Origin of the sequence: Paracholeplasma vituli, from assembly GCF_025446935.1 — a bacterium.
GTDB lineage: Bacteria > Bacillota_I > Bacilli_A > Acholeplasmatales > UBA5453 > Paracholeplasma > Paracholeplasma vituli.
Genome location: NZ_JAOEGN010000008.1, coordinates 35483 through 59491, shown reverse-complemented (window position 1 = coordinate 59491; position 24009 = coordinate 35483). Strand labels below are relative to the sequence as shown.

At 37.8% G+C, this 24009-nt stretch carries 22 protein-coding genes and 1 other annotated feature; of the genes, 21 read left to right on the top strand and 1 reads right to left on the bottom strand.

The genetic code is table 11. The annotated features are described in order from the left end of the window. From N7603_RS05340 to N7603_RS05295, 10 genes are all read left to right on the top strand, one after another. Positions 1–771, top strand: a complete 771-nt coding sequence (locus N7603_RS05340) for an ABC transporter ATP-binding protein (protein WP_262096335.1) — start codon at positions 1–3, stop codon at positions 769–771. A gap of 43 nt (positions 772–814) precedes the next feature. Then, positions 815–2188 (top strand): ABC transporter substrate-binding protein, encoded by a 1374-nt coding sequence (locus N7603_RS05335; protein ID WP_262096334.1) that lies wholly within the window; start codon positions 815–817, stop codon positions 2186–2188. A gap of 65 nt (positions 2189–2253) precedes the next feature. Next, positions 2254–3576 carry an acetyl-CoA hydrolase/transferase family protein gene (locus N7603_RS05330; RefSeq protein ID WP_262096333.1) on the top strand — a complete coding sequence of 441 codons (1323 nt, stop codon included), beginning with the start codon at positions 2254–2256 and terminating at the stop codon, positions 3574–3576. Continuing rightward, complete coding sequence (locus tag N7603_RS05325; protein ID WP_262096332.1) at positions 3557–4378, top strand: alpha/beta fold hydrolase; 822 nt, start codon at positions 3557–3559, stop codon at positions 4376–4378. Before N7603_RS05330 ends, N7603_RS05325 begins: the two co-directional genes overlap by 20 nt. 10 nt (positions 4379–4388) lie before the next feature. Then, complete coding sequence (gene phaZ, locus N7603_RS05320; RefSeq protein ID WP_262096331.1) at positions 4389–5264, top strand: intracellular short-chain-length polyhydroxyalkanoate depolymerase; 876 nt, start codon at positions 4389–4391, stop codon at positions 5262–5264. A gap of 148 nt (positions 5265–5412) precedes the next feature. After that, positions 5413–6108 (top strand): GTP pyrophosphokinase, encoded by a 696-nt coding sequence (locus tag N7603_RS05315; protein WP_262096330.1) that lies wholly within the window; start codon positions 5413–5415, stop codon positions 6106–6108. Beyond that, complete coding sequence (locus N7603_RS05310) at positions 6105–7121, top strand: NADH:flavin oxidoreductase/NADH oxidase (RefSeq protein WP_262096329.1); 1017 nt, start codon at positions 6105–6107, stop codon at positions 7119–7121. The genes N7603_RS05315 and N7603_RS05310 overlap by 4 nt, the downstream gene beginning before the upstream one ends. 117 nt (positions 7122–7238) lie before the next feature. Continuing rightward, complete coding sequence (locus N7603_RS05305) at positions 7239–7493, top strand: metal-sensing transcriptional repressor (RefSeq protein WP_262096328.1); 255 nt, start codon at positions 7239–7241, stop codon at positions 7491–7493. 1 nt (position 7494) lies between these two features. Further along, the gene (locus N7603_RS05300) at positions 7495–9948 is read left to right on the top strand and encodes a heavy metal translocating P-type ATPase (RefSeq protein WP_262096327.1); all 2454 of its coding nucleotides are present in this window, start codon (positions 7495–7497) and stop codon (positions 9946–9948) included. Then, positions 9945–10160, top strand: a complete 216-nt coding sequence (locus N7603_RS05295) for a heavy-metal-associated domain-containing protein (RefSeq protein ID WP_262096326.1) — start codon at positions 9945–9947, stop codon at positions 10158–10160. The genes N7603_RS05300 and N7603_RS05295 overlap by 4 nt, the downstream gene beginning before the upstream one ends. A 38-nt stretch (positions 10161–10198) precedes the next feature. Here N7603_RS05295 and N7603_RS05290 read toward each other — a convergent pair whose 3' ends face one another. Continuing rightward, a complete protein-coding gene (locus tag N7603_RS05290) occupies positions 10199–11356 on the bottom strand; it encodes a trypsin-like peptidase domain-containing protein (protein WP_262096325.1) in 1158 nt (385 codons plus the stop codon). Positions 11357–11518: 162 nt separating this feature from the next. Here N7603_RS05290 and tig point away from each other — a divergent pair, with 162 nt between their 5' ends. The 11 genes from tig to N7603_RS05235 all read left to right on the top strand — a co-directional run bounded on the left by tig (position 11519) and on the right by N7603_RS05235 (position 24008). After that, positions 11519–12802, top strand: coding sequence for a trigger factor (gene tig, locus N7603_RS05285; RefSeq protein ID WP_262096324.1), 1284 nt, complete (start codon positions 11519–11521; stop codon positions 12800–12802). A 140-nt stretch (positions 12803–12942) separates the two neighbouring features. Beyond that, complete coding sequence (lon, locus tag N7603_RS05280) at positions 12943–15252, top strand: endopeptidase La (RefSeq protein ID WP_262096323.1); 2310 nt, start codon at positions 12943–12945, stop codon at positions 15250–15252. A gap of 111 nt (positions 15253–15363) precedes the next feature. After that, entirely contained in the window at positions 15364–15951 is a 588-nt protein-coding gene (yihA, locus tag N7603_RS05275) for a ribosome biogenesis GTP-binding protein YihA/YsxC (RefSeq protein ID WP_262096322.1), read from the top strand. Then, positions 15944–16795 carry a DegV family protein gene (locus N7603_RS05270; RefSeq protein ID WP_262096321.1) on the top strand — a complete coding sequence of 284 codons (852 nt, stop codon included), beginning with the start codon at positions 15944–15946 and terminating at the stop codon, positions 16793–16795. Before yihA ends, N7603_RS05270 begins: the two co-directional genes overlap by 8 nt. A 35-nt stretch (positions 16796–16830) precedes the next feature. Further along, positions 16831–17041, top strand: a binding site (T-box leader). 45 nt (positions 17042–17086) lie between these two features. After that, positions 17087–17641 (top strand): GNAT family N-acetyltransferase, encoded by a 555-nt coding sequence (locus N7603_RS05265; protein WP_262096320.1) that lies wholly within the window; start codon positions 17087–17089, stop codon positions 17639–17641. Then, the gene (locus N7603_RS05260; RefSeq protein WP_262096319.1) at positions 17626–20184 is read left to right on the top strand and encodes a valine--tRNA ligase; all 2559 of its coding nucleotides are present in this window, start codon (positions 17626–17628) and stop codon (positions 20182–20184) included. Before N7603_RS05265 ends, N7603_RS05260 begins: the two co-directional genes overlap by 16 nt. A gap of 1 nt (position 20185) precedes the next feature. Continuing rightward, positions 20186–21451, top strand: a complete 1266-nt coding sequence (locus tag N7603_RS05255; protein WP_262096318.1) for a bifunctional folylpolyglutamate synthase/dihydrofolate synthase — start codon at positions 20186–20188, stop codon at positions 21449–21451. A gap of 57 nt (positions 21452–21508) precedes the next feature. Beyond that, positions 21509–22195, top strand: a complete 687-nt coding sequence (gene radC / locus N7603_RS05250) for a RadC family protein (protein ID WP_262096317.1) — start codon at positions 21509–21511, stop codon at positions 22193–22195. Positions 22196–22229: 34 nt separating this feature from the next. Further along, on the top strand, positions 22230–23228 hold the full coding sequence (locus N7603_RS05245) for a YcjF family protein (protein ID WP_262096316.1): 999 nt from the start codon (positions 22230–22232) through the stop codon (positions 23226–23228). Positions 23229–23378: 150 nt separating this feature from the next. Continuing rightward, positions 23379–23687, top strand: coding sequence for a 50S ribosomal protein L21 (gene rplU, locus N7603_RS05240; RefSeq protein ID WP_262096315.1), 309 nt, complete (start codon positions 23379–23381; stop codon positions 23685–23687). A 9-nt stretch (positions 23688–23696) separates the two neighbouring features. Next, complete coding sequence (locus tag N7603_RS05235; protein ID WP_262096314.1) at positions 23697–24008, top strand: ribosomal-processing cysteine protease Prp; 312 nt, start codon at positions 23697–23699, stop codon at positions 24006–24008. Position 24009 lies beyond the last annotated feature (1 nt).

Here is a 24009-nt window from a genome sequence, read left to right as displayed (position 1 = left end):
ATGAATGTATTAGAAATTAAAGACTTAGTCATTGACTATGGTATTGTTAAAGCAATCAAGAGTGTCTCAATGAAAGTTGAGAAAGGCTCGATTGTTGCGATTCTAGGTGCGAACGGTGCGGGTAAAACCACATTGATTAAATCCATCTCAGGCGCAGTTAAAGCCCAATCAGGAGAAATCCTCTATAATGGTAAAAACATCGCCAACATGGACACCTACAAGATTGCGAAAACAGGTATCTTACAATCGCCTGAAGGTCGTATGATCTTAAGAGGATTGACTGTAGAAGAAAATTTGCTGGTGGGTTCGTATGGGCTCAAGAGTAGTTCTCAAACCATCACAGAAAATGGGGTTTCAAAAATCGTTAAAGTTTCTAAGAAACAACGTGTCCTACAACTTCTTGATATGGTTTATGGATACTTCCCAGTCTTAAAAGAACGTCGTAAACAACAAGCTTCCACACTATCTGGTGGGGAACAACAAATGCTTGCCATCGGACGTGCCCTGATGGGCGACCCAGAATTACTGTTATTAGATGAGCCTTTACTCGGATTGGCACCGCTCATCGTAAAAGCAATATTTGAGATTGTTGAACGCATTAAAAATGAAGGGAAATCCATTCTCATCGTTGAACAAAATGCGTATCAAACATTAAAAATTGCTGACTATGCCTATGTTTTAGAACTTGGTAAAGTCAAAATGGAAGGTAAAGCTTCTGACCTCATCACCAACGATGAACTTGTCAATGCTTACCTCGGTCAAAAAAAATAAAAAGGGTTAAAATCCAGAAATGGATAAAAATAAGGAGAAGAATATGAAGAAATTAGTTTTAGTTTTCGTCATGGCGTTAACACTTATGTTAGCGGCTTGCGGTAGTTCACTACCAAACCTAGACGTTGAAGAACTAAAAGTTCCAGCTGTACCTGCTGGTTTAGTTCAAGGCGTCACAGCTACCACCATCAAAGTTGGTAACACAGCACCTAAAACAGGTGGATTCGCAGCAGTTGGTATTCCGTTTAATGCAGCTATCGAAGCTGTATTTGCTGAATACAATGCAAGACAAGATGTCGCTAGAAAGATTGAATTCGTTACATACGATGATGGCTCTGACGCATCAACCGGTTTAACTAATACTAAAAAATTAGTTGAAGAAGACAAAGTGTTCGCATTAGTTGGACACGTTGGTACAGGTACCGTTAACGCTACCTTACCTTACATTCTTGAAAAGCACATTCCAATGGTTTATGCAGCTACAGGTATTAACCAATTATACTTCGGCGATACTCCAGGGAACCCAGTTATGGCTGTTCAACCAATCTACAAAACAGACGGTAGAATCGCTTATGCAAGAGCTATTTCTGAATCATTATTTGGTCCAAATGGCGATGCTAAATTAGCTACAGACGCTAAAGTTGGTGTATTATACACTAATGATGATGCTGGTAAATCCATCGCATCTGGTATCATTGAAGAAGCTAAGAATGCTAAACGTGAAAAGAACTTAATCGTTATGTCATTCCTTGCTGAAACAACTGAATCTGTTGTTAAATCTATGTTAGCTAAGAAACCAGACGTAATTATCGTTGCTGGTAACCAAGCACCATTCAACCAAGCATTAACTTCCTTAGATGACTTAGGCAACACTGCTCCTGTTATCACATCCTATGTTAATACAAACGCATCTACCATTACTGTTAAAGACTACGGTTTTGACATTTATGGATCTGCTTGGATTGACATCGTTGACCCACAAGGTTTATATGGTTTCTCCGCTGAATACTGGGCATTCGTTGCTACAATGACAGCTGCAGGTTATGGTACTGTCGGCGCTGCTAACAACTACACTGCGAACGCATTCGCAATGGCTGGATATGTTGCTGCTAAAGTATTCTTAGCTGGTCTTGACCGTGTAGGCGCAAATGAATTAACATTCAAATCTTACATCACTGCTATGGAATCTGCACCAATCGACATCCCAATGGGTGGTCAAATTGACTTCTCAGACGGTATGCGTTGGGGTATTAGCTCAATGGCATTATCTAAATTAGCATTCACAGCTGAAGTTAAAGGCGATAACCCTGCAACTGAAGGTGTTGTTGAAACAGATTTCGTCGTTTCAGCAGCTAAACATGCATTCGTAAAAATTAGAGACATTGAATCACTAGAACAAATCAACGCTAAGCGTTAACTAAACTTAGGGCTGGGGGAGCAAATCGCTCCTCCAGGTTCCTATTTTTTTGAAAGAGGTCACTTATGAAACAAGCCAGATACATTACTGTTAAAGAAATGATTGATTTAGTAGGACCGAAAGATGAAATCGTTGTAGGAATGGCGGCCAATGAGCCACAACTCTTTATGGCGAATTTACACCTCTGTGCCGATCGCATCGAAAAAGTTACGGTAACTAACTGCTTACCGATCGTCAATGCAGACTTTTTTATGGACGAAAAATACCGCAGTAAATTCAATTTAGATGGTTGGTTCTATACCAATGTTCTAAGAAAAGTACATCCCCATGGCAATATCTCGTTTATTCCTAACCATTTACACTTAGCAGGGCATAAACGTTTATTTTATAAGAAACCACACATGTTCGTTACAGCTGCAAGTATGCCTGATGAACATGGATTTATCTCACTATCGACTTCAAATGTGTATGAAAAACAGATGGTTGAAGCCGCAGAACTCGTCATCCTTGAAGTGAACCCTAATTTTCCACGAACCATTGGGGATGTTGAAGTTCACATCAGTGAAGTCGATTACTTAGTCAAAGCCGATTACCCAGTTCCAACTATTCCAGATGCAGAACCGACTGAAAAAGATATGATTATTGGTCGTTTGATCGCGGATAAAATCCATGATGGAGATACCATTCAACTTGGTATCGGTGGTATGCCAAATGCGGTAGCGAAATCTCTTTATGGCAAAAAAGACTTAGGGATTCATACTGAAATGTTCACCAATGAAATGATGAACTTAATTAAAGCAGGTGTCATCAATGGTAAACGTAAGACTTTACATCGCGGCAAACACATCGCTTGTTTCGCATTAGGCACACAAGAACTCTATGACTTCATCAATAACAACCCGTCTTGCTGGATTTTAAATGGTAAATATGTCAATGACCCAGCAATTATTGGGTTAAATGATAACCAAGTATCTATCAACTCAACCATCGAAATCGATTTAAGCGGACAATGTTGTTCCGAATCGATTGGTACACAACAATTCTCGGGTACTGGTGGTCAAAGTGATACTGCAGTTGGTGCACAAAATGCCAAAGGTGGTAGAAGCTTTATCGCTCTATATTCAACAGCGATGGTTAAAAACCCAGTGACCGGTGAACGTGAAGAAGTATCTAAGATTGTCACTATGTTAAAACCAGGTGCAGCAGTATCCTTATCTAGAAACGATGTGGATTATGTTGTTACCGAATACGGAATGGTTGCGTTACGCGGAACCAACATTCGTGAAAGAGCCAAATTATTAATCTCAATAGCCCATCCAAAATTTAGAGAACAATTAACCCAAGAAGCGATTCAAGCAGGATATCTCCATGAGTCATTTTTGGATTAACGACAAGCAAGTATTTTTCGAGGATGAAGGCTATGGAACACCAATTGTATTATTAAACGGCATCATGATGAGTACCCGTAGTTGGGCACCATTTGTTGAAAGTTTCAAAGCGAATAACCGATTAATCCGAGTTGACTTCTTTGATCAAGGTCAATCTACAAAGTTAATTGGTCAAAATTATACGCATCAAATTCAAGTTGATCTATTAAAATCATTATTTGATCATTTAAAACTTGAAAAAGCTTCCATTGTTGGGATATCCTATGGGGGAGAGATTGCGATTCAGTTCGCACTTCAACATAAAAATTTAGTCGATCGTTTAGTATTATTTAATACCGCTGCTTATACAAATCCATGGTTAAAGGACATTGGTCGTGCTTGGATTGCAGCTGGTAAAACCCGTAATGGAGAAGCTTATTACAATACTGCTATTCCAGTCATATACTCTCCAAAATTTTACGAAGAACAACAAGTATGGATGAAAAACCGTAAACAGGTTTTAGTCCCAGTCTTCTCAAATCCAGAGTTCTTAGATCAAATGGAACGTTTAACGCTATCTAGTGAATCGTATGATGTGAAAGATATAATCCATGAGATTGAAGCTGAAACATTGATAGTTTCTGCAGAAGAAGACTATTTGACACCAGTAGATAATCAAGCCTATGTTGCAAAAAGAATTCCAAAATCCCATTGGGTTAAAATTCCAGGAGCTGGACACGCGTCAATGTATGAAAAACCACTTTTATTTACAACCTTATGTTTAGGCTTTATTAACGCGAAAGACACACATTATCATATCTAGGAGGCAATTCATGGAAAAGAAATTTATTCAACTCAAGAACGGTGAAACGTATGCTTATTTGGAAAAAGGTTCAGGAAAACCACTCATTTTAATACATGGGAATTTATCCTCATCAGTCTACTATCTACCGCTAATTGAACGTTTACCTGATGATATACGAGTCATTGCGTTAGACTTAAGAGGGTTTGGGGATTCCTCATACTTATCTAAGTTTGACTCCCTAGCGAATCTCGCAACCGATGTTCAACTCTTTATGAGTGAACTAAAAATCGAAAAAGCCAGCATTGCCGGTTGGTCATTAGGTGGTGGCGTCGCGATGGAAATTGCGAGTAGATACCCACGTTCTGTAGATAAACTGATTTTAATAAACTCGACAACCCATAAAGGTTATCCAATCTTTAAAAAAGATAAAAATAACGCACCAATTCTCACAGAAGGTTATAAATCGAAAGATGAACTCGCTACTGACCCACTTCAAGTGAAGCCTATTTTAGAAGCAATCGCGACCGAAAACGCGTTCTTTATGTCCTATATCTACGATTTAACCATTTATACGCACAACAAACCAACACCTGAAGCTAACCAACTTTACATCAAAGAAACACTAAAACAACGTTGTTTAGTAGATGCAGACTACGCGCTTGCATGCTTAAATATGAGCGATGTACCGAATTTATATACTAAAGGTGATGGTTCAATCAAACACATTAAAGCGGACACCTTGATGTTTTGGGGTACATTAGATAAAACCGTACCCGAATACATGGTTTTGGATAATTTAGCTGCACTACCGAAGGCTAAATACATCAAATTTGAACAATGTGGCCACTCTCCACTGGTTGATAAACCAAACGAATTGGCTGAAGAAATCCTAAAATTCATCTAAAAATAACAAAAAATACAAAATTCAAAGTTTTGTATTTTTTTATGTATGTCTTCTTAAAAATTAAACAGTCCTTGTTAAAACCTGGATTGGACTCGATTTTATCCCTTATTATGATATAATAAACGTAGACGAAAGTGAGGATTTCAATGTGTCTATTGAACTTGAAAAAAACCTTTTAACCGATTCGACGCTAAAACCACCTGTTGAGTTTTCTAATCAACAAACGGAATACCAACGATTAATGATGGCATACTACTCGGCAATGAGAGAAGTCCAAACCAAATTTGAAATATTAAATGATGAACTAAATATGCGTTATGCACGTAATCCAATTGAGTTTATCAAAGTCAGATTAAAGAAAAGTCAAAGTATATTAGACAAACTAAATAGGTATGGACTCGATCGAACCTTAGATAACCTAAAGCACATTAACGATATCGCAGGGGTTAGAATTGTGTGCACCTACTTAGACGACATTTATGAGATTGCAAATATGTTCGTATCACAAGATGATATCACTTTGATACAGATAAAAGACTACATCAAAAAACCCAAAGAAAATGGGTATCGTAGTCTTCATTTAACCATCGAAATCCCTGTTTATTTTAGTGATTCGAAAAGACGTGTTCGTGTTGAAGTCCAAATTCGCACCATCGCAATGGACTTTTGGGCAAGTTTAGAACATGACATGAAGTACAAAAACAACGTAAAAATTCCAATTGAATTGAAAGATGAACTCAAAAAATGTGCAGAAATCATCGCATCTACCGATGTTCAGATGCAAAAAATCAAGAATGAGCTGGATAAGGTACTAAAATCCACAGATCGAGGAGATCAAGTATGACACACCTATTTACACCATTAACAATCAAAAATATGACGTTGAAAAACCGAATAGTGATGCCACCAATGTGTATGTATAGTGCGACAGAAGAAGGTATGGCTACAGATTTTCATGTCATTCACTATGCGTCTAGAGCTGTCGGTCAAATCGGTTTTATTGTCGTTGAAGCGACTGCTATTGAACCTGAAGGCAGAATTACCACGCATGATTTAGGTGTTTGGGATGACGAACATGTCAAAGGGTTGAAATGGATTACCAAACAAATCCATGCTAATGATGCGAAAGCGTGCTTGCAAATCGCTCATGCAGGACGTAAATCGAGAGCTACAGACAGACCAAAAGCGCCGTCAGAAATTGGGTTTGAAGGCTATCCTACGCCTTCCGCTTTAACAGTAGATGAGATTAAAGAGATCATCGAAAAATACCGTCAAGCTGCGAGACGTGCTAAAGAAGCAAATTTTGACTGTATCGAGATACATGCCGCACATGGCTATTTAATCCATGAATTCGTGTCTCCCCTGTCGAACACGAGAACTGATCAATATGGGGGCACTCAAGTCAATCGAAACCGATTCTTATATGAAGTGATTGAAGCGATTAGAAGCGAATGGCCATTAGAACTACCATTAGCCTTAAGAATATCCGCTGAAGATTATATAAAAGAGGGTTTACATCCAGCTTTATGGGCTGAGATTATTAATGGGATTCCGCATGGGTATGTCGACATTATTCATGTATCCTCCGGTGGTCTCGTCAAAGTTCCAATTGATGATTATCCAGGTTATCAATTGATGTTTGCGAAGAAAATCCGTAAAGAAACACATCAAATTGTCATTGCTGGTGGTTTAATAGAGGACCCTGTTATGGCCAATGGTGTTTTGGAATCCGAAGAGGCAGACCTGATTTTCTTTGGGAGATTGGCATTGAGAGATCCTTATTTTCCACTGAAGTTCGCACAACGCATGCGTTATGACCTCACTTGGCCAGTCCAATATGAAAAATCAAAAAAATAGTTTTTCTACTAATAGACAGTCTTTCTAAATAAGATTGTCTTTTTCTTTGGACATTTATGTTTTTATGAGTTATAATGATAATGTGTAATGCCCCCACCCAGGGGGAGGAGGGAAATTATGAAACATGGATCCACATATCAAACTTTAAAAAACGCAAAAGGCCAATTAGAAGCCTCATTAAAAATGCTTGAAGATGGTCGCTATTGCATGGATATTTCAAATCAGTTGATGGCCACCATCTCTTTAATCAAACGTGCGAATAAACAAATATTATCCGAACACTTAAATCACTGTGTGGTAGAATCCATTCAAAGCAATGATGCAGAAGCAAAAATCAAAGAAATCGAATCATTAATTGAAAGGATGATGTAAGATGGATCAAAAAACATTCACAATTGAAGGGATGACCTGTGCCGCTTGTGTCAGGAGTGTTGAAAAAGCAGCACTTAAAGTGGAGGGTGTCAGTTCAGTCTCTGTCAATTTAGTCACGAATAAAATGGAAGTTGCTTTTGATTCTACTAAAGTAAGCCTATCAGATATCACAAACAGTGTTCAAAAAGCAGGATACAAAGCGATTCTAATGACCGAACCCAAACAGTATTCTGTCGAAGGGATGACGTGTGCAGCCTGTGTGAACGCTGTTGAAAAAACAGCCAAAAAGGTACCTGGTGTAATCAATGCTGAAGTCAATTTAACTACAGAAAAATTACGTATTACGGTTGACCCTAGTCTATTTGACCAAGACCTTCTAAAACGAAAAGTTATGATTGCTGGTTACAAACTACAAACCGAAAGAACACTCGATGAACATCAAAAGAAAAAAGATCAAGCTTCCAAAATCATGCTCATCAAGTTTATTTTAGCAACTGTATTCTCGATACCTTTACTGTATGTTGCGATGGGGCATATGATTGGTTTACCACTACCGATGTGGTTAGACCCACATAGCGCACCCAAAACATTCGCTTTAGTACAATTATTCTTGACCATTCCCGTCATTATCATTGGATATCGATTCTATCTAATTGGATTTAAAACCCTTTTCCATCGAAATCCAAACATGGATACACTCGTAGCGTTAGGCACAGGAGCTGCTTTCGTACATGGGATATATTCGACTATTTTAATCCTCACTGATCAAGTTCACATGGCTGATTTATACTTTGAATCTGCTGCAGTCATCATCACATTGATTCTACTTGGTAAGTATTTTGAGACAATCTCAAAAGGCAAAACATCGGAAGCTATCAAGAAATTGGTCGATCTATCACCTAAAACCGCATTGGTTCTCATCCAAGGTGAACCAACTATAGTACCGGTTGAGGACGTTTTAAAGGATGACCTTATCCTAGTTAAACCAGGAGAACGTATTCCGGTTGATGGCATTATCACAGACGGTTTATCCTCTATCGATGAATCCATGATTACAGGCGAATCCATACCGGTTGAAAAGAAAATTGGAGACCCAGTGATTGGCGTTTCCATGAATAAAAATGGGGCACTAACGATTAAAGCAACCAAAGTTGGGAAAGATTCTACACTTTCACAAATTATTAAACTTGTTGAAGATGCCCAATCATCCAAAGCACCGATTGCGAAACTAGCGGATACCATTTCAGGTATTTTCGTACCGATTGTGCTGGGTTTAGCTGCACTTACATTTATTTTTTGGATGATTAAAGGCGAAAGTATCGATTTCAGCTTACAAAATATGATTGCAGTCTTAGTTATAGCCTGCCCTTGTGCACTCGGTTTAGCAACACCAACAGCGATTATGGTCGGTACTGGAAAAGGTGCATCGAATGGTATTTTAATTAAAAGTGGTGAAGCATTAGAAAAAGCCCATGAGGTTAATGTTGTGGTACTCGATAAAACAGGTACCATCACACAAGGCGTACCTGAGGTTAAACAAGTATTGTCGACGAGTGATTATTCAGAAGAAGCATTACTTCAAATTGCTGCGAGCCTTGAGTCAAAGAGCGAGCACCCATTGGGTGAAGCAATCGTTAGACAAGCGACGATGCGAAATTATAAATTGAAACCAGTAGAATCATTTTTAAATCATCCTGGTTTTGGTGTTGAAGGTGTGATTGAAGGTAAATCTATAAACATTGGTAATTTAAAGTTTGTCAATCGTTTAAAAGTTAAGATTGGGCAACTCCAAAAACTTGCTGATGAACTTTCTGAACATGGAAATACGCTTATTTATGTGGTTATTGATCAAAAACTAGCTGGTTTAATCGCAATAGCTGATACAATTAAACCATCATCGAAAAAGGCAATTCAAGCACTTCAATCCAAAGGTATTATTGTATACATGATGACTGGAGACCATGCGATTACAGCAAAATCCATTGCAAAAGAAGTGGGCATCGAACATGTGATTGCTGAGGTTTTACCTGAAGATAAATCCAAAGAAGTAGGCAAACTTAAAGACCAAGGTTATAAAGTCGCGATGGTTGGCGATGGTATCAATGATGCCCCTGCACTCGCATTAGCCGATGTGGGTATTGCGATTGGTAATGGAACGGATGTAGCGATTGAATCGGCTGACATCGTATTGATGCGCAACGATTTAATGGATGTGTCAACAGCGATTGAACTCTCCAAAAAGACCATCACGAATATTAAAGAAAATCTGTTCTGGGCGTTTTTCTATAACACACTTGGGATTCCGGTCGCAATGGGTGTCCTCTATTTATTTGGTGGACCTCTATTAGACCCGATGCTAGCAGGCGCTGCTATGAGTTTCTCAAGCGTCAGTGTGGTAGCGAATGCGCTTAGATTAAAGCGATTTAAACCTCAAAGAAAGGAGGAACAAGCATGAAAAAAAGAATTCAAATTGAAGGCATGAGCTGCATGCACTGTGTAAAGCATGTAACCAATGCACTTAACGAAATCGAAGGGATTACCAATGTGGTTGTCAATTTAAAACAAAATGACGCACTAGTGGAAGTCACTCAAGCTGTTTCAAATGATGCCATTCAAAATGCGATTACCGAAGCCGGTTATAAAACGGTTAAAATCGAATCTTTATAATATGAAAACAGGAACTCACGTCGAGTTCCTGTTTGATTTTAGTCTTCACCTAAAATAGCTTTAATCGCGTCAAATACGATTTCCATTGGGATTTCGGATGAAATGGTGTTGTCTTCATTACCAGCGAAGTGGATACCAATTAAATTACCTGCACTATCAAACATCGCTCCACCAGAAGACCCAGGTCCTAAAGCAGCATCCGTTTGGAATGAATTACAGGTTGCGATACAGAACGCAGAATCATCACCCAAACTGATAGGGACATCGAGTTTAGTTACTTTTCCTTCTTTAACGGTATTGAAATTCATAGGTCCAACCGGTGAACCAATTGAGAATACGGTTTGATCTTTGTAAACTGGAACGGCTTCGTAGGTATCAAACTGATCATCATCTAAGACGGTTAAATTGGCAGTAGTTGTTAACTTAAGAATGGATAAATCCGTATTTTGAGTATAGACTCCAACGACGGTTGCACGTGCATCATCGAGTTCTTCACCATTATATGTGACTTTAAAAATGGATCCATTTTGAACTACGTGTGCATTTGAAATGATATAGTAATCGAATATAGTATAAGGGATTAGGCTGTCTCTAACTTCGCGAGTGTCTTTACGGAACAATACTCCGGAACCCCATGAGGTACATACAAGACCAACATTACCTGGGTTGCAATTATACATACCAACGACACTTATTTTCTTTTGATTTACAACTGCTAAATCAATAGATTTGAACGCATTTCCAATGATATTGGTATTCAAGATTTTCTCGGAATCATTTCTAGTATATTTAATCGACTCCACTGTGAATTGCTTATTAGCTTCACCAGACTCAAATGTGATGTCTGTGAGAAATTTAACCTCGATTAAATTACGACGCTCAATGATTTCAAATGTGGTATAGGTTACCCCATCGACCGTAATCGAAATGAGTTCATCCTTCGATACATTCTTGATGGTGGTTGTAAAAATATATTGACCTTCTTGAGTTCGTTCGATGGTTAAATCAGTGACTTCAGGTTCTTTTCGTATTCTATCAATGACATCTTCAACCAATTTAATGGTTTCTTTAGCAGCATTCTCATAGAGTGAATTGAGTGGAATACCTTCAATCTTGATATCGACAAAAAGGCTCGTAACATAAAGTAGAGCAAGAATGACAATGGTATTACGAATATAGCCGAAGAATTTTTTCATTTTGTAGTACTCCTTTGTTAAAAGACCATAGATTATCTATCACTAACATTATAGCATAAGATTTTAGTAACATGTAGTCCCCATATTATTACATAAAGTGGGTAAAAACATTTACAAAAAAGAAGATTATGCTATAATTAAATAGGCTTAGGAGGAAAATCAATGAAATTTGAAAAACTATCAACAAATCGTGCAAAGTTTACGTTTGAAGTAACCCCTCACGAATTCGAACACGGCTTAGATCATGCGTTTGATCACGCTGTTCAAAACGTCGAAATTAAGGGTTTTAGAAAAGGCAAAGTTCCTAGAAATATTTTTGAAAATAAATTTGGTGTAGAATCACTATATGAAGATGCTTTAAACCATGTCATCGGTCATTTATATCAACAAATTTTCGATGAAAAATCAGTTACTGTAGTCGGTGAACCACAAATTGATTTAGACATCAAAAATGTTAAAAGAGGCGAACCATTCTCGTTATCCATCATCGTTCCTATCAAACCTGAAGTTACATTAGGTGATTATAAAGGTGTTGAAGTAGCGAAGAAGAACTTAGTTGCAACTGATGCAGAAATTGACGCTGAAATCAAAAAGTTATTAGCTCAAAACTCATCATTAGAAGCGAAAACAACAGATGTCCTAGAAAATGGAGACACTGCAATCTTCGATTTTGAAGGCTTTGTAGACAATGTTCCATTTGATGGCGGAAAAGCAGAAAACTATGAACTCGTTATCGGGTCTGGACAATTCATCCCTGGATTTGAAGAAGGTATGTTAGGTCTACGAATTGGTGAATCTAGAGACGTGAATGTCGTATTCCCTGAACAATACCAAGCTGAACACTTAGCCGGTAAACCAGCAGTATTCAAAGTGAAATTACATGAACTTAAAGTTGCTAAATTAGAAGAACTTAATGACGCATTCGTTGTTGGATTAAAACGTGAAGGTGTTGAAACGGTTGAAGCGTTAAAAGCAGATATTAAGAAATCTTTAGAATCCCAAAAAGAATCCAGTGAAGCTGACCGCATCACAGGTACTGCAGTTAAGTTTGCTTGTGATAATGCAACTGTCGACATTCCACAAGAAATGATCGACTCAGAAGTCAATCAATTACGTAAAAACGTTGAAAATCAAGCTAAACAATACAACATCGACTTTGAAATGTTTGTTCAATTGAATGGTTTGACTATGGATCAATTCAACAGCGAAATGAACAAGCAAGCTAAAGAACGCGTTCTTACAAGCTTAGTCATTGAAGCCGTTGCTCAAAAAGAAAACATCGTTGCGACTGAAGCAGAAATCGAAGCTAAATACGACGAGATTGCTAAAATGTACAAATTAGGGGTAGCTGATGTGAAGAAACAATTAGACCCTGAAGTTGTGTCAAACGAAGTCACTTTCAATAAAGCAATTGATTTATTAACTGCAAGCGTTAAAGAAGTTTAATCAGTTTAGGGCACTTCGGTGTCCTTTATTTAAAAACATAATTGGCACTCATGTGTTTCGATTGCAAATTGTGGTATATTTCGGTATAATGATGACACTACAAGATGTTCTTGTATATAATATAAGCAAGAGGTGATTATATGGAATCAAAAAACCTACCTGCAATCGTTGTTAGGGGCATAGTTCCTATTCCAAACAATGATTTTAGGACTGAAATCGGAAGACCGATCTCATTTAAAGCTTTGGATGAATCGGAAAACTCATTTGGTAATTATATTTTAATTTTGATTCAGAAGAATCCTCTCATCGAAAATCCAACGCCTGAGGATATAGAAGAGTATGGTGTTTTAGCCAAAACAACCATGAAATTAAAGTTACCTAACGGCAACCTCAAAGCAAAATTCAATATCATATCTCGTATCAAAGTTAAGGAGTATTTCTTAACATCTCCATTCTTTGTTGCTGAATATGAAGAAACCACAACCATCACTTCGGATGTCGATCAAGAAATGACGTTGGTGCGTATGGTCATGAGTGAAGTGGTCAATAATGCGAATATCGTATTGAATAATGCCCAAGAAGTCGTTAGAACCGTTCAATCTGGATTAACTACTGACAAACTCGTTGACACTATTGTCGCGGGATTAAAAGGCAACGAACAAGACAAATACCGTTATATTGCGGAACAAAACTTAAATACCAGACTCAAAATGGTATTAGAGGATGTTGCAAAACAAAAGATGGTATCTGAACTTGAACAACACATCAATGAAGAAGTTAAACGCTCGATTGATGAATCTCAAAAGGAATACTATTTGAGAGAAAAAATGCGTGCGATTCAAAATGAACTAGGTGATAAAGCACGCAAAGAAGATGAAGTAGATGAACTTAGAAATAAGATCATCGCTGCGAAGATGCCAAAAGAAATTGAAGAAAAAGCCCTTCAAGAATTGGCTCGATACTCCTCAACTCCGCCAGCTATGGCAGAATCTGGGATTATTAAAACTTATCTCGATTTCTTAGTTGCGCTACCTTGGAAAAAAGCGAGCCGTGACTCTAATGATCTTTCTAAAGTTCAAGAAAAACTCGATAAGAACCACTATGGCTTAACTTCAGTTAAAGACCGTATTGTGGAATATCTAGCTGTCAAAATATCAACAAAGAAGAATCCACAAACCATTCTTTGTTTAGTAGGACCTCCTGGGGTTGGTAAAACTTCACTCGCGATTTCGATTGCAGATGCACTCGGACGTAAGTTTGTTAAACAATCTTTAGGCGGTGTAAGAGACGAATCGGAAATTCGTGGACATAGAAGAACATATATTGGAGCGCTACCTGGACGTATTCTAACTGGTATGAAAAATGCTGGAACAGTGAACCCAGTATTCTTATTAGATGAAATCGATAAGATGAGCTCAGACTATAAAGGTGACCCTGCTTCAGCGATGCTCGAAGTCTTAGACCCAGAACAAAACGCTAAGTTCTCTGACCACTATTTAGAAGAAAATTATGATTTATCACAAGTATTATTTATTACTACAGCGAACTACTTAGAAAATATTCCAGCACCGCTTCGTGACCGTATGGAAATAGTCGAATTGTCGTCTTACACAGAATTTGAAAAGTTCAATATCGCGAAAAGTCACCTAATTGAAAAACAATTAAAGGCACACGGTATTACCAACAAAGAATTCTCAGTAACCGATGAAACCATCTATCACATCATCCGTCACTACACAAGAGAAGCTGGGGTTCGTGAACTCAATCGCTTCATTGGAACTCTAATCCGTAAGGGCATTAAAGAAATCCTAATGGAGAAGAAACCACGTATTGATGTAAACTTAGACAATGTGGAACACTATTTAGGTAAACAACGATTCTCCCACAATCTAGCAGATGTGAGAGACCAAGTTGGGGTGGCTACAGGTTTAGCTTATACACAATTTGGTGGTGATACACTTTCTGTTGAAGTCACTTACTTTAAAGGAAAAGGTTCACTATCCTTAACTGGTAAATTAGGCGATGTCATGAAAGAAAGTGCTATAACCGCATTATCCTATGTAAAAGCAAACGCTGAAAAGTTTGACATTGATCCAGTATTCTTTGATACACACGATATTCACGTGCACGTCCCTGAAGGGGCCACTCCAAAAGACGGCCCATCAGCAGGGATTACCATCACAACCGCTATTTTATCCGCCATTACAGGTAAGCTTATCGATAAAGAAGTTGGTATGACTGGTGAAATGACCTTACGGGGTTATGTCTTACCAATTGGTGGTTTACGTGAAAAATCCATTGCAGCACACCGTAGTGGTTTAAAAACCATTTTGATTCCTAAAGAAAATGAAAAAGACATTGAAGACATCCCAGTTGAAGTCAAAAATGCTCTAAAAATCATTTCCGTAGCGAACATTTCTGAAGTATTTGAAGTTGCATTCAAACATTAATAGAAGCCCAGCAATGGGCTTTTTTAATGGGTTATTTAAAAAAAATAGTAAACCGTGCAAAATCTAACGGATTTCTATGATATAATGTTTTCGAAATGAGTGATTTATTAAATGTACATAATTCGTAGTGCAGAGTTCGTTAAAAGTGGAACCAATGCGTCCCATTACCCCGAACCTTTAAAATCTGAATACCTTTTTTTAGGCCGAAGCAATGTAGGAAAAAGCTCATTGATTAACGCGATCGTGAATCGTAAAAATTTGGCTAGAACTTCCTCAGAACCAGGTAAAACTATTACGATGAATTTTTTTAACATCAATGATGAAATCTACTTAGTGGATGCCCCTGGTTATGGCTATGCCAGAAGAAGCCAAACGCAAATCGCGCAATTCCAAGCGATGTTGTTAGACTATATTCAAACAAGGGAATCTTTAAAGCGTATTTTCATGTTAGTTGACATGAAAGTAGGTGCAACAAAAGACGATATTGAAGTTTATCAATCGATTAGAAATGCCGGTTATGTCGTCACAATTCTACTCACTAAACAAGATAAGTTAAATCAAAGTGAACGTTCAAAAAATATTCAAATGATTAAAGCCCAATTAAATGATGCAGAAGTCGAAATGATTCCAACATCTAGTGAATCTAAACGCGGCATCGAAAAAATCCATACCCTATTTGAGGAGGACTTACATGAATAAAGTTATCATTATGACAGATTCAACCTGTGATTTAAGCAAAGATTTGATTGAATCTAGACATATCCACGTTGTTCCCCTGTATGTCAATTTCGGTGATTTAAGTTACCGTGATGGCATCGACCTAACAACCCCTGAATTGTATGATAAAGTCGATGAACTTGGTTATTTACCAAAATCATCTGCAGTTTCACCAGGTGAGTTCGTTAATCAATTCACACCATTTATTGAACAAGGCTATGACATTGTTTGTATTACCATAGGATCAAAATTATCGGGAACCTATCAAAGTGCTTTGATTGCAAAAGATATGGTCGATTCTGAACGTATCCACATTGTCGATTCCAATAACCTATCCTCAGGCGTTGGTTTAGTTGTTTTAAAAGGTTGTGACTTAAGAGATCAAGGTTTAGATGCCTTAAGCATCAAAAGAGCCTTAGATGACATTACACCACGTGTCAGAAGTCAATTCGCAATCCAAACGATGGACTATTTATACAAAGGTGGTAGATGCTCAGCATTATCTGCTTTCTTAGGTGGTGTACTCGCAATTAAACCGATTATTCAAGTAAACAATGGAAAACTCGATGTATATAAGAAGGCCATTGGTAAAATGACACGAGCACTAGATGTTATGCTAGAAGATTATCAATCCTTATACGATCAAATCGATTTAGATTACGTGATGGTGACCCACTCACTAGCGGATAAGTCAGCGGCTTATATGCTTGAAAAATTACAAACTATGGGTATGCCTAAACAGTTAATTGAAACCCAAGCTGGCTGTGTAATCTCGACACATTGTGGTAAAGGTACGATTGGGATTTTATATATCCTTAAAGCTTAAGACCATTTACAAGCCTAAAGTAATGTGCTACAATTAAACAAACGAAGAATGGGAAGAGTAAAAGATAACCACGTGAATAGAGACAGATTGGTTGGTGAAAAATCTGCAGTGAATCTTTGAAGGTAGCCCAGGAGTTAATTGAGTGAAAGCAAAGTAGCTCAATTCGGATGACCCCCGTTATCGGTAATGAAGTGCTACTCCAGTAGGGGTAGAATTAAGGTGGTACCACGATGATTCGTCCTTAAGAATGCAAATTCTTAGGGACTTTTTCTTTTGTAAGGGGATGATATTTTGGACCGTATTGTAACGAAGCGACTCGTTTTACGACCACTAGTGCTGGAGGATGCTAAAGCGATGTATGATTATGCTAAATTGGATGAAGTGGGACCTAAAGCAGGCTGGACACCCCATAAAACAGTAGAGGAGTCACTCCACGTCATTCAAAACATGCTGCATTCAAATGAAGTTTGGGGTATAACACTTAAAGGTGAGGATACCTTAATTGGAACGATTGGACTTCATGCTGAAGGAGATTTAGGCGCAGAAACAAAATCCTTAGGGTATGTTTTACACCCGAAGTATCATAACCAGGGTCTCATGACAGAAGCTGCTTTAGCTATCATTCTCTATGGATTTGAACAAACGGATTTACAAACCATCCGTTGTGGGCACTTTATTGAAAATCACCCCAGTAAGCGTGTTATTGAAAAGTGCGGATTTGTGTTTCAAAATGAAGCAATCAAAGAATTTAAGTTGTTTGGCATCGCAGTGAACATGCGTGTGGCTGAATATGAAATAACCAAAACGATGTATAAGGAGAACCAACTATTATGGCAACAACACTAGACACAAAATACGATCATAAAGCGGTAGAAACCGATTTATATCAATATTGGCTCGATAAGGGCTATTTTAAAGCAACAGGAGAAAAACAAAGACCGTTTTGTATTGTGATTCCACCACCAAATGTCACGGGTAAACTGCACCTTGGTCATGCTTGGGATGGCACTTTGCAAGATATCATCATTAGACGTAAACGTATGCAAGGTTATGACGCTTTGTTCTTACCGGGGATGGACCACGCTGGTATCGCTACTCAAGCGAAAGTCGATGAACGTTTAAAGAAAATGGGTGTTTCACGATACGATATCGGCAGAGAAAAATTCTTAGAACAGGCTTGGGCTTGGAAAGATGAATATGCAGGTCATATTAAGCGTCAATGGGCTGTTTTAGGTCTTTCTTTAGACTATTCCAGAGAACGTTTTACTTTAGATGAAAAACTATCTGAAGCGGTTCAAACTGTATTTATTGAACTCTATAATAAAGGTTTAATTTACCGCGGTAACCGAATCATTAACTGGGACGTTGAAGCAAAGACTGCACTTTCAAACATTGAAGTTGAATTTGTCGAAACCAAGAGCAAACTCTTCTATTTTAGATACCCACTCGTTGATGGCAGTGGATATATGGTTATCGCAACCACCCGTCCTGAAACGATGTTTGCTGACCAAGCACTCATGGTTCATCCTGAAGATGCACGTTATAAATCATTTATCGGTAAAAAAGTATACATTCCAAATACAAAAGTAGAGATTCCGATTATCGCAGACGATTATGTTGATATGAGTTTTGGTACTGGGGTCGTTAAAGTTACCCCTGCGCACGACCCAAATGACTTTGAAGTCGGTAAACGTCATGGCTTAGCGATGCCATTATGTATGACTGAAGATGGCCATATGAACGCGATGGCATTTAAGTACGAAGGCTTAGAACGCTTTGAATGTCGAAAGCAATTGGTTAAGGATTTAGAGACTCATAATTTAGTCGAAAAAATCGAGGACTATGTCAATAATGTTGGCCACTCCGAACGTACTGGTGTTGTTGTTGAACCTAGATTATCTTTACAATGGTTTGTTAAGATGGGACCACTCGTAAAACAAGCGATTGAGAAGAGTGATACTGAATTCGTACCAAAACGTTTTGAAAAAGTATACTTAAACTGGTTAGAAAACATCGAAGACTGGTGCATCTCCCGTCAATTATGGTGGGGTCACCGTATTCCGGTTTGGTATAAAGGGGATGAAGTGGTTGTCTCTGTTACACAACCAGGCTCTGACTACCGTCAAGATGAAGACGTTTTAGACACTTGGTTTAGCAGTGCGCTTTGGCCGTTTTCTACCTTAGGTTGGCCAGAAAATACGGATGATTTGAAGCGTTACTACCCAACTAATGTCTTAGTTACTGGTTATGACATCATTTTCTTCTGGGTTGCACGTATGATTTTCCAGGGGGTTGAATTTACAGGACAATCGCCATTCAAAGATGTCCTAATGCATGGTCTAGTTCGCGATGAGCAAGGCCGTAAAATGTCGAAGTCTTTAGGCAATGGTGTGGACCCTATGGATGTATCTGAAACGTATGGTACAGATGCATTACGTTATTTCTTATCTACCAATGCAGCCCCAGGACAAGACTTACGATATGAAACCGAAAAAGTCTCATCTTCCTGGAACTTTATCAATAAATTATGGAACATCGTCCGTTTCATTGACATGAATATTGATGAAAAACGTGATGATTTCGAGATGGAATCATTATCTATTTATGATAAATGGATTCTTACACGCTTAAATGAAGTGATTCATGAAGTAGATCAAAACTATGATAAGTATGAGTTTGGTGAAGTTTCTAGAACGCTTTATAACTTCATTTGGGACGAATTCGCGAGTTGGTATGTTGAGATTGCGAAAGTCACCCTCAAAGACGAACGTAAAGAAAACACCCAACGTGTATTACTCTATGTCATTAAGCAAATCCTTAAACTCTTACATCCATTTATGCCGTTTGTTACCGAACGTCTATATCAAAACTTAACAGGTGAAGACTCAATCATGATAGCTTCGTGGCCAGAGGATCAAAACTACACATTCGAATCCACAATTAAAGAAGTGAATGTGTTATTCGAAATGGTTACGAAAGTCAGACAACTTCGACAAGAGATGCAAATCATTCCTTCGAAACCATTAACCATTGAAGTAATCAGCAACTTAGCATTCTTAAACAACGAAAAGGCTATGTTCAGTCATTTCTTAAGAACACAAGAGTTGATCATTTCTAAAAAGGAAACCATAACGGCTGAAACCATTTTATTAGCTGGTACCGGTTATGAACTCTACGTCTTAAAGAGCGATATCATCAGTGAATCTGAAGAAAAAGCAAAACTTGAAAAAGAATTATCAACGTTAACTAAAGAACTAGAACGTGTCAAACAAATGCTTCAAAATCCAAACTTTATTCAACGTGCAAAACCTGAAAAAGTAGCAGAAGAACAAGCCAAAATGGCAAATTATCAAGCACAATACGACGCCTTGATGAAGAAATTGGGCTAATATGTTTAAAGACATCGTTGAAGCAATCGCTTGGATTGAACACCAAGTTAAGTTCAAACCTAAAACCGATTTAAACCGAATGCGCGCAGCAGCTCTAGCCTTAGGAAATCCTCAGGATGCTTATAAAATCATCCATGTCGGAGGTACTAATGGAAAAGGGTCTGTGGTGAGCTATCTATCGACCATTCTAAGTAAACAGATGAAAGTAGGGACTTATACCAGTCCCTACATTCTCAAGTTCAATGAACGCATCCAGGTGAACCTAGAAATGATTCCGGATGCGGATTTATTGGTTTATATCAATGAAATACACGATTTCAACGAGACATTCCATCAAAGTTACGGTGAAACGCTCTCTTTCTTCGAATTGGTGACATTGATTGCTTTTAAATACTTTAAAGATCAAAAAGTCGATTTAGTGGTCCTTGAAGTGGGGTTAGGTGGATTACTAGATGCTACCAATATTTGTAACCCAATTGCGTCAGTTATCACAAACATTGGATTTGATCATATGCAACAACTTGGCAATACTTTAGAGTCGATTGCATTCAATAAATTGGGGATTGTCAAACCGAATATCCCACTTTTCACAAGCGTGGATGAGGCATTAATTCCTCAATTTGAAGCGACATGTAAATCTTTAAATGCACCATTAATTTCAATTACAGATAAACACTATGTGATTGAATCCAATGAACCACTTGAATTCATTTATGAATACCATTATTATCAACCGCGTTTACAAGGTTTATATCAAGCCAAAAATGCTACTTTAGCGATTTCAGTTGTGAATTATTTATTTCCTAAAACCCCGATTCGAATGATCAAAGAAGGTATCCATGAAACCGCGTGGCCTGGCCGTTTTGAAGTATTTAGTAAACATCCTGTTGTCATCCTCGATGGGGCACATAATCGTCATGGTATTGAAGCGTTATGTAAAAGTATAGAATCCATGTATCCAAATAGGCACATCCACAGTTTATTCTGTGCGATGTCGGATAAAGAAACCGAAATCATGTTAAATCGTGTTTCGAGTATTTCGGATAGTGTGACTTTAACCCACTTTGATTATAAACGTACCGCTGAGCTGTCTATTTTGCTAGAACAAACCCATCACAAAAACAAGAAAGCCATCGAGAATCCAAAAGAAGCTTTCGAATCTATTTTAAGTGATGCAACATCAGATGATGTCATAATCATCACAGGCTCTTTATATTTTGTATCCTACATAAGACCATATTTAATCGAACGATTTGACCTTGCATAAGCAGGGTCTTTTCTTTTTTTAAGGGCTGTAATGGTATGTATTAAAAGAGGTGATAGGATGTTAATGATTAAAGAAATGATGTCAGATGATAAACCCCGTGAACGTTTAATTGAACTTGGAGTGGAAGCATTGTCAAATTATGAACTTTTGGCGATTCTATTCCATACAGGGACAAAATCTCAGTCTGTAATTGAACTATCAAAATCGGTATTACACCGTTTTGACCAATTGAAGGAACTCGAGAAAGTGAGTTTTCAAGAATGGATTCAAATGCCTGGTATTGGAACTGCAAAAGCCTGTACAGTTTTAGCAGCTCTTGAACTTTCTAAACGAATAACTAAAAATCACGAAGAAAAAAGAATTCAAATTGCAGCCACAAAAGATATCTATAGTCATATGAAACACAGATTAAGTCATCTCGAGCAAGAACACTTTTATACTCTATATTTAGATATGAAAAATCAAATAATCGCAACCAAACGGCTTTATATCGGTACACTCAATCAATCGAATATTCACCCACGCGAAGTGTTTCAGCATGCGGTTAAATTGGCTGCAGCATCGGTGATATTTGTACACAACCACCCCAGTGGGGACTCTACCCCATCTTTAGCCGATTATAAAGCCACAGAACTGCTTGAACAGTCTGCCAAAATTATGGGTGTAATGGTGATTGATCATGTCGTGATGGGCTATAAGCAGTGTTATTCGATTAAAGAAAATCGTAAATATCATTTTGATTAGATTTGTTATATAATAGTAACAAGGATGTGAAAATATGGCAAAAGAATCAAAAGAACCACTCATGATTGAAACCGAAACTGAAGTGAAAGAACCAAGACAAAAGCCATCAGGAAGTACGAGATTTTGGGTAGCGATTGCATTTGGTGTCATCATTTTATTTTTACTCATCTTAATATCCTCGATTATTGATATTGGGGAACGCCTAGCCAACATCCATGAGTACGTAGCCTATGGGTTTTATGTTGTCGCATTCCTATTAACCTACCTACTCGTCATTAACCCTGTACGAATCATTTTGGTATCCCCAGCCTTTTCTATCGAAACAGTAATGGACAATAAACCAACACGTAGAAGATATCTCACATACAAACGTGTATCTAAAAATTTATTAGATCGTGATGAAATTTCGCAAACAGAGAAAGAGAAGCTTAAAGAAGCGATTGATGATCCGGAAGCACTTCAAAAAGTATTGAATGAGATTTACAGTTCGACCATGAAAAAGAAGATGAATAAAGTCATCATGAGACATGCGAAAACGGTATTGATTTCAACCGCGATTTCACAAAATGGTCGCCTTGATTTATTCACAGTTGTTGTTGTGAATATTCGTATGATTAAAGAATTGGTACAAATGTGTGGATTCAGACCGAGTTACAAGAATCTTGCTAAATTAACAATTAACGTATTTACAACAGCACTGATTGCTGAAGGATTAGAAAATATCAATTTAAACGATATATTACCAACCTCAACTGCTAATATGCTTGGAGAAATACCGCTTATTAAACCAGTTATGTCTTCTGTAGCACAAGGTATTACTAATGGTTTACTAACCATTCGAATTGGCGTTGTTACGCGTAAATATCTATTTGCTGACAGCAAAGAACTTAGCCGCAAAGCCATTCAAAAAGGTGCTTTTATGGAATCGTTGAAAATGATTCCTATTGTTGTCAAAGATTCAATTATTCATTTCCCTCAAAAGTTCTTCGATATGTTTAAACGCAATAAAGAAGATGAATCGACAGATTTTTAAGAATATTGAGAGTTCCGATTGACATTAGTTAATAACTAAGGTAAAATAGTAGCGTTGCAAAGAATACCACATAGAACAGGTCTCAAAGATGGGTTTACCCATTACCTCAGATAGTGAGTCTTCATAACATAATAAGGAGGTGTATTTGTAATGTACGCAATGATTAAAACTGGTGGTAAACAAATCAAAGTTGAAGTGGGTCAAGAAATCTACGTTGAAAAACTAGACGCTCAAGCAGACGAAGTTGTTACCTTTAATGAAGTTTTACTCATCGGTGGTGAATCAACAATCGTTGGTAATCCATTGGTAAATGGCGCATCTGTTACAGCTAAAGTAGTTAAGCAAGGTAGAGGCAAGAAGATTATTGTCTTCAAGTATAGACCTAAAAAAGACTACAGACGCAAACAAGGTCACAGACAAAGCTATACTAAACTAGTCGTTGAATCCATCAACGCATAATAACAACATATGATTAAGTATCATGTGTGTAAGGACCAAACGATCACATCCATTCGTGTGAGTGGACATGCCAATTATAAAAAACATGGCGAAGACATCGTTTGTGCTGCAGTATCTACAGCGACCATCCTTTCAGCAAACTTATTAGAAAGAATGGGCTTTAACGGAGATTATGCAGTTCAAGTAGAAGACGGGTTCTTCGATTTGAAAGTCATAAAATCCAATCCTATCCTTGAGCAAGTCTTAATCAACTTAAGCGAAACGCTCAATGAACTCGAACTACAATACCCTAAATATATAAAACACCAAAAGGAGGGATAAC